The sequence below is a fragment of the Sinomonas sp. genome, from assembly GCF_051955515.1.
Classification (GTDB): Bacteria; Actinomycetota; Actinomycetes; order Actinomycetales; family Micrococcaceae; genus Sinomonas.
Genome location: NZ_JBQCGQ010000328.1, coordinates 1 through 7,352 on the forward strand (window position 1 = coordinate 1; position 7,352 = coordinate 7,352).

Annotated in this window: 7 protein-coding genes; 4 read left to right on the forward strand and 3 right to left on the reverse strand. The window is 70.0% G+C overall.

Translation table 11 applies throughout. The features are described 5' to 3' along the window. The 3 genes from ACTHL9_RS19460 to ACTHL9_RS19470 all read right to left on the reverse strand — a co-directional run. Positions 1-443, reverse strand: a 443-nt coding sequence (locus ACTHL9_RS19460; protein ID WP_440520944.1) for an MFS transporter, incomplete at its 3' end; no start/stop codon positions are given. A gap of 124 nt (positions 444-567) precedes the next feature. After that, positions 568-1,617 carry an LLM class flavin-dependent oxidoreductase gene (locus tag ACTHL9_RS19465; protein WP_440520945.1) on the reverse strand — a complete coding sequence of 350 codons (1,050 nt, stop codon included), beginning with the start codon at positions 1,615-1,617 and terminating at the stop codon, positions 568-570. 46 nt (positions 1,618-1,663) lie between these two features. Next, positions 1,664-2,236 (reverse strand): DinB family protein, encoded by a 573-nt coding sequence (locus tag ACTHL9_RS19470; RefSeq protein ID WP_440520946.1) that lies wholly within the window; start codon positions 2,234-2,236, stop codon positions 1,664-1,666. 72 nt (positions 2,237-2,308) lie between these two features. Between ACTHL9_RS19470 and ACTHL9_RS19475 the strand changes: the two genes are divergently transcribed. From ACTHL9_RS19475 to ACTHL9_RS19490, 4 genes are all read left to right on the forward strand, one after another. Then, on the forward strand, positions 2,309-3,604 hold the full coding sequence (locus tag ACTHL9_RS19475; protein ID WP_440520947.1) for an SWIM zinc finger family protein: 1,296 nt from the start codon (positions 2,309-2,311) through the stop codon (positions 3,602-3,604). Beyond that, positions 3,601-5,052, forward strand: coding sequence for a DUF5691 domain-containing protein (locus ACTHL9_RS19480; RefSeq protein WP_440520948.1), 1,452 nt, complete (start codon positions 3,601-3,603; stop codon positions 5,050-5,052). Before ACTHL9_RS19475 ends, ACTHL9_RS19480 begins: the two co-directional genes overlap by 4 nt. Continuing rightward, a complete protein-coding gene (locus tag ACTHL9_RS19485; protein ID WP_440520949.1) occupies positions 5,049-6,167 on the forward strand; it encodes an ATP-binding protein in 1,119 nt (372 codons plus the stop codon). The genes ACTHL9_RS19480 and ACTHL9_RS19485 overlap by 4 nt, the downstream gene beginning before the upstream one ends. A gap of 4 nt (positions 6,168-6,171) precedes the next feature. Beyond that, positions 6,172-7,352 (forward strand): DUF5682 family protein (locus tag ACTHL9_RS19490; protein WP_440520950.1); only part of this gene is annotated, 1,181 nt, incomplete at its 3' end.

Genomic DNA, 7,352 nt, shown 5'->3' on the forward strand with positions numbered 1-7,352 from the left:
CCCTTGGACATCGACTCCATGATGTAGGCGTAGCCGTTGGAGATGTCGCTGCCCAGCGGGATGCCGATGAGGAACCGGACGATGATCAGATCCCACACGCCGACCGAGAAGCCCTGGACGATCGCCAGCACGATGAACAGCACCATCGTGAGGATGAAGACTGCTTTGCGGCCCAACCGGTCCGCGACGTAGCCGCCGATCAGTGCGCCGATGAGCGCGCCGCCTTGGACGCCAGCGGTCACGAGCCCGAGCTCGGTAGGTGTCGGGTGGTACTCCGCCGAGATGAAGACCAGGACGAAGGAGATCGCATAGAGATCCCATGCCTCGATGAGGATGGTCGCAATCATCATCCAGCCGCCTCTGAAGCTGGATGTGGTCCCGGGTTTGTTCAGGAGGACTTCGGTTGCCTCATCGGACAGCCGACGGATTGTGGCTTGGTCCATCTTCGCCCCTCGTGTCGTGGGGTCTTCGTGGCGCCTCACGAGACTCCGTTATCGTCCCGGTAGACCGGGCCCACTGGACGGCTTACCCGGCTTTGAGAAGGTTGAATCCGAAAAATGCGCCCGTTCAGGCGATCGGATCCCCCTGAACCGGGCCTTCCGTGTTGGGCTTCCACCCGAGGGCGGGCGCCACGTGTTCCGCGAAGGCGCTGAGGATGTGCAGGTTGTAGTCGACGCCAAGCTGGTTCGGGACCGTGAGCATGACGGTGTCGGCTGCCATGACCGCCGTGTCCTTCCTGAGCTGTTCGATGAGATCGTCGGGCTCACCGGCGTACGTCTTCCCGAACGTCGAGCGGAAGCCGTCGATGATGCCCACCTGATCGCCTTCCGGGCGAGAGCCGAAGTACATGGCGTCCCGCGAAGTCACGATCGGGAAGATGCTCCGGCTCACCGAGACGCGCGGCGGGCGCGTGTGCCCCGCCTCCTTGTAGGCGGAACGGTATCGGTCGATCTGCTCGCGCTGGAGTTCGTGGAACGGAACCCCCGCGTCCTCGGTGAGGAGCGTGGAGCTCATGAGGTTGAGCCCGAGCCTGCCGGTCCATTCCGCGGTGCTGCGGGTGCCGCTCCCCCACCAGATCCGGTCCCGGAGTCCCGGGGAACGGGGTTCGATGGGCAGTGTGGTGCCTGCTGCGAACTGATGGGGATCCGCGTCCGCCACCCCGTCGCCCTCGATCGCGCGAAGGAACAGCTCGAACTTCTCGCGGGCCAGATCTGCCCCGCGCGGATCCGCGGATCCGGTGTACCCGAAGGCCTCATAGCCTCGGAGCGCCGGCTCGGGCGAGCCACGGCTGATGCCGAGCGCGATGCGATTGCCGGCAATGATGTCGAGGGCCGCCGCCTCCTCGGCGAAGTGAAGGGGATTCTCGTACCTGAAGTCGATGACACCGGTCCCCACCTCGATCCGCTGGGTCCGGGCGGCCATGGCACTGAGCAGCGGGATAGGCGAGGCCTGTTGAGGCGCGAAGTGATGGACGCGCACGTACGCCCCATTCACGCCGAGCTCGTCGGCGCCGGCGGCGAGGTCGATGGTCTGGCGGATCATGTCCGCCGCCGTTGGCGTCTGCGACCCGCGGAACGGTCCGTAGTGGCCGAACGAGAGGAATCCGAAGGCTTTCACATGAGCGCCTAACCCGCTGGAGCCCGCCCGCATTCCCGGTGCGGACTCACTCTCCCGTCGCGCCGTCGATGGACTCCCGGATCAGATCGGCGTGCCCGTTGTGGCGCGCATATTCCTCGATGAGGTGGGTCAGGACCCAGCGCAGGGAGACCAGACGGCGGCCGTCGTCGTCGAACACATCCCCGAGCGCGCCCTCGCCGCGCGCGAGGATCCCTCCGACGATCTCTCTCGACCGCGCGACCCGTTCGGTCCACAGCGCGCGGAGGCTCGCGCCGTCGTCGTCCTTCGCGCTGTGCCACTCCCAGTCGCGGTCCGCTTCCCAGTCCACACTCGCCCAGGGCTCGGACATCGGCTGACCGCCGAGCACCTCGGCGCACCAGCCGTCCTCGACGTAGGCGAGATGCTTGAGCAGGCCGGCGAGCGTCATGGTCGACGGCGGAAGGGTCACCCGGAGCTGTTCGTCGCTGAGGCCACGGCACTTCCTCTCGAGCGTGGCGCGCTGGTACTCGAGGAAGCCGACGAGCGTCTCGGCTTCGCTCCCGTTCAGGGGTGGCTCGCGACGCTCGTCCGTGTCGGGAGTGTCAGGAGTGTCGGGAGTGTCAGGAGAAGGGGTGCTCATGCGGGGTACGCTACCGGGCCCGGCGGAAAGGCCCCTTGCGGCTCAGATCACTGACAGAAGAGGATGTGCATCATGGGGCGGTGGACTGAGGACAGGGTGATCGCCGCCGCGCCCGACCAGGCCTCCGTCGCCGCGGCCCGAAAACTCGCGCACCCGGGCCCGTGGTCGGACACCGGGAGCACCGATGTCCTGGTGTGGGGCAAGTGCCAGGGCAGCGGGAAGACCCCGTATCAGGTGAGCATTGACGTCGTCGCCCCTGCCTACCGCTGCACCTGCCCGAGCAGGAAATTCCCCTGCAAGCACGCGCTGGCGCTGCTTCTCCTCTGGGCTCGCGGCGAGGCGGCCGAAGCGGGCGCTGAGACTTCCGACTTCGCCGCACAGTGGGCCGGCGAGCGCACGAAGCGGGCTGCCGCTCAGGAACGGCGGTCCGGGGGGAACCCGGATCCGGCGGCGCAGGCGAAGCGCCTGTCGGAGCGGCTCGCCCTCATGGATTCGGGGATGGCGGATTTTGCCCGCTGGCTCACCGACCTCGTGCGGACCGGGCTCGCCGCTGCCCGCACCCAGCCCTACTCGTGGTGGGACGGCACTGCCGCTCGCCTCGTGGACGCGCAGCTCCCGGGGCTCGCGGAACAGGTGCGGGCCATGGGTTCCGACGTCCATGCCCGGGTCGATTGGGCGGATCACCTGCTGCTGCGCGCGGGCCGCTGGTGGGCCGTCACGAAGGCCTGGGCGCGGCGCGGGGAGTTGGACCCCGCCGAGCTGGCCGACCTGCGGGCCACCATCGGGTGGGCCATGGCGTCGGCCGAGGTCGAAGAGGCCGAGTCCCTCCCCGGGCCGTGGCTCGTGCTCGGGGCACACCGCAGCGACGACGGGCGGCTCCAGCAGCAGCGCACCTGGCTGCGGGGTCCGGAGGGCGAAGTCGTGGTCGTGCTCGACTTCGCTGCCCAAGGGCAGACCCTCGCCGTGCCGCAGCTCGCAGGGGCGCTCCTTGACGTCACCGTGGCCAGATATCCCGGCTCGGCCCCGCGACGGGCCCTGTTCGCGGGCCCCGTCCTCCCGCGGGGCGCGCAGGCGAGCCTGGGTGATGGCGGCGGCATCGCCGACGCGCTCGAGGCGGAATCGGCCGCCGTCGCCCGCTCACCGTGGCGAGACCGTCACCCCGTGCTGCTCGGCGGCGTGCGGGTGAGCCCCGGCAATCCGGGGTGGCTGCGGGACCAGGCCGGGGATGCGCTCCCGATCCTCGGCGACTCGCTCGCCTCCCTTCTCGCGCTGACGGGCGGCCATCCGGTGGACATCTTCGGCGAGCTCGAGGAGGGCCGCGTGCGGCCGCTCTCCTTAGTGGTCGACGGCGAGGTGGTCACCGCGTGAGCTGGCTTGCCGAGCTGCGGACGACGGCGGTCGTGGGCACCGCGCGACACCCGGCTCCCGCTCCGCCTCCCGAGTTGGAGGTGCATCCTCCTGCGGGGCTTGCCGCGGAGGATTCGCTCCTGGATCAGGCAGCGCTGGCCGATGCCGTCACGCGGGCGTCGCGCAGGGCGCAGCGAGGGGACGCGGGCGACGTCCCCGCCGCCCCGCCCGACGACCTCCAGCCCGCACCCGCCGCGGCTGCACGGTTGCTCGAGCTCCTGCTGACCCAGCCGCCTGTGAGCCGCGACCTGAGTCTCCGGCTCGTGATGGACTGGTTGGACCTAGCCGCGAAGGCCGATCGGCGTGTGCCTCACGGCCTGCTCCCCCCGGTGCTCGCGCTCGCCGACACCAACCACGGCGTGGCGGAGCATCTCCACCCCGCAATCGGAGTCAGGGGCACGTGGCTTCAGGGGCTCCTCGGCGAGCCCGCGCGCCGCGAGCCGTCGACCGGTTCCAGAATCGGCTGGGCCGAGCTGCCCAGCTCCGAGGCGACCGCTAGCCTGGAGAAACTCCGGCGGATCGATCCCCCGGCCGCGCGACACCTGCTCATCGAGCACTGGGACTCCCTCGGCGCCCGCGAACGGGCCGCCCACCTTGGGGCGCTCGCGACGAATCTCGGCCCCGACGACGAGGATCTCCTCGAGCTGGCCCTCGACGACAAGGCCAAAGGCGTGCGCGAGGCAGCCGCGGGATTGCTCGACAGGCTCCCGCATAGCGCACGGGCGGGGCGCATGGCAGCAAGACTGCGGCCCCTTCTGAGGGTCAGAGGACTCCTGCGGAAGCAGTTCGAGATCTCGCTCCCAGCAGAACCCGATGCCGTGGCGATCCGCGATGGCATTGCCCCCAGTCCGCGCTCCGGCGAACCGGATGTTCTCCAACGGCTCGAGACGATCATCCGTGGGGCGCCGCTCGAGGTGTGGAATGAGGCCGCGGACGGCAGCCCTGCCTCCGCTCTGGCCCTTCTCGGCGGCGAAAAGCGTGTGACCGAGACGATTCTCACCACGGCCGTGCTCCGTGCCGACCTCGACTGGGTCCGTGCGTTCCTGGAGATCCGGGCTGACCTGCGCCTCCTCCGGTGCCTTCCGGCCGGCGAGCGCGAGCTCGCCATACGGCGCCTGCTCCGCAAGGGAACGGTGCAGCCGGTCGCGCTGGTGCCGGCCCTGAGGGACCTGCCGACTCCATGGAGCCTCCCTCTGGCGCAGGACATCCTCGAGGAGCTGATGGGGAAGAATGGCTCCGCTCTTGCGATGATGCTCGCGCCTGTCCTTTCCCTGGCCCTCCCGGCCGAGGCCGCTGAACGCTGCCGTCGCCTCCTCGAGAGAGCCGACGACGACGCGCGGCGCCGCGTTCTCCGAGACGTTGTCCAGTACCAGTCGTTCCGTCAATCGATCACGGAGGCCTTCTTATGACCGATGCCCCAGGCGCTGCGATCGGCATTCTCCGCGCCCACGCCGAGGACGCCTATGCCGACGAGCTCGTGGCGTTGGCCGCCGCCGACGATCGCCCGCGGCCTCCCAGCTGGCGTCTGTCGCCGTGGGCCGTGACGACCTACGTGCTCGGGGGCGCCCTCCCCGACGGGACGCAGATCAGCCCGAAGTACCTCGGATCGGCCCGCTTGGTCGAAATCGCGGTGGCGACTCTGGCCACCGACCGGGCGCTCCTGCTGCTCGGCGTGCCGGGCACCGCGAAGACGTGGCTCGGCGAGCACTTGGCCGCGGCGATCTCCGGATCCTCGACGCTCGTGGTGCAGGGCACGGCCGGCACTCCCGAGGAGGCGCTGCGCTACGGCTGGAACTATGCGCGGCTGCTGGCCGAGGGGCCCAGCCGCTCAGCCCTCGTGGCGGGTCCGGTCATGCGGGCCATGGAGTCCGGGAGCCTGGTCCGGGTCGAGGAACTCACCCGCATTCCCTCGGACGTGCAGGACGCCCTGATCACCATCCTGAGTGAGAAGACCCTGCCGATCCCAGAACTCGATGCGGAGGTGCAGGCCCGGAAAGGCTTCAACGTCATCGCCACCGCGAACAACCGCGACAAGGGTGTCAACGATCTCTCCTCCGCGCTCCGCCGCCGCTTCAACACGGTGGTCCTTCCGCTGCCGGACAGCCTCGAGCAGGAGGTCGAGATCGTGACAACCCGCGTCCGCAGCCTCGGCGCCGCGCTGGAGCTGCCGGCGGATCTCGCGGCGCTCCACGAGATCCGGCGCGTCGTCACCGTCATGCGCGAGCTGCGCGCAGGCAGGACGGAGGATCAGCGCACGAGCCTCAAGTCGCCGTCGGCCACGCTCTCCACCGCCGAGGCGATCTCGGTGATGACGAACGGCCTCTCGCTCGCTGCCCACTTCGGCGACGGGACGGTGCGAGCCGAGGACGTGGCGGCGGGGCTGGTCGGCGCTGTCATCAAGGACCCCGTGCAGGACCTCGTGGTCTGGCAGGAGTACCTCGAGACGGTCGTCCGGAACCGTCCGGACTGGATGGACCTGTACCGGGCGTGCCGCGACCTCGAGACCTCGGATCGGTCCAGCTGACCGCATGACCGACGTCCACCTCCTCGGCATTCGCCATCACGGCCCCGGTTCCGCGCGGTCGGTGGCCGAGGCGCTCACGGCGATCCGTCCGGATCTGGTCCTGATCGAGGGGCCGCCCGAACTCGACAGCGTTGCCGCGCTCGCCGCCGATCCGGGGATGGCGCCGCCAGTTGCTGCGCTGATCTACGCCGTCGACCAGCCCCACCTCGCGTCGTTCTACCCGCTCGCCGGCTTCTCCCCCGAGTGGGTCGCCCTTCGGTGGGCCCTCGCGACCGCGACTCCGGTGCGCATGATGGACCTGCCCGCCACGAACAGCCTGGCGCTGCACCTCACCCCGAAGGCGTCGGTCGCCCCGGCTTCCCCGGAGGACGACGGCGGAGGCGGCCGCTCGCTGTATCGTCCGGATGCGATCGGGATGCTTGCCGAGGCCGCCGGGTACACGGACGCCGAGCGCTGGTGGGAGGACGCCGTCGAGCATCGCGACGCCGGCCCCATCGAGCGCTTTGCTGCCCTGACCGATGCCATCGCCGAAATCCGCGCTCTGGACAATCGGCCCGAGGATGACCCTGACGTCGTCCAGAATGCGCTGCGGGAAGCCGCGATGCGGCGGCTCGTCCGCGGGGCGATCCGAGAAGGACCTGGACGCGTTGCCGTGGTATGCGGCGCTTATCACGCTCCTGCACTCGTGCCAGCGGATTTTCCTCCGGCCGCTGCGGACAACAAGCTCTTGGCGGGTCTTCCGAAAGTGAAGGTCGCCGCGACGTGGGTGCCGTGGACGTCTTCTCGGCTGAGCCTCTCCAGCGGGTACGGGGCGGGAGTCGCTTCCCCCGGCTGGTACCAGCACCTCTTCGAGCATTGGCAGGACCCCTCCTCCCATCGTGCTGATGTGGCGACGTCGTGGCTCGTTCGGGTGGCCCATGCCCTCCGGCGCGAGAATCTCGATGCCCCGACGGCTTCCCTCGTGGAAGCGCAGCGGATGGCCGGCGCTCTGGCCGCCGTTCGCGGCCGGCCCGCCCCGGGACTGGCTGAACTCGACGACGCCGTCCAAGCGGTCCTGTGCGAAGGCTCCACGGTGCCGCTCGCCGTCGTGCACCGGGAGCTTACCGTGGGTCACGAGCTCGGGCGGGTGCCCGACGCCGCCCCGACGGTCCCCCTGGCGGCTGACGTCGCCGCGGCCCAGCGCAG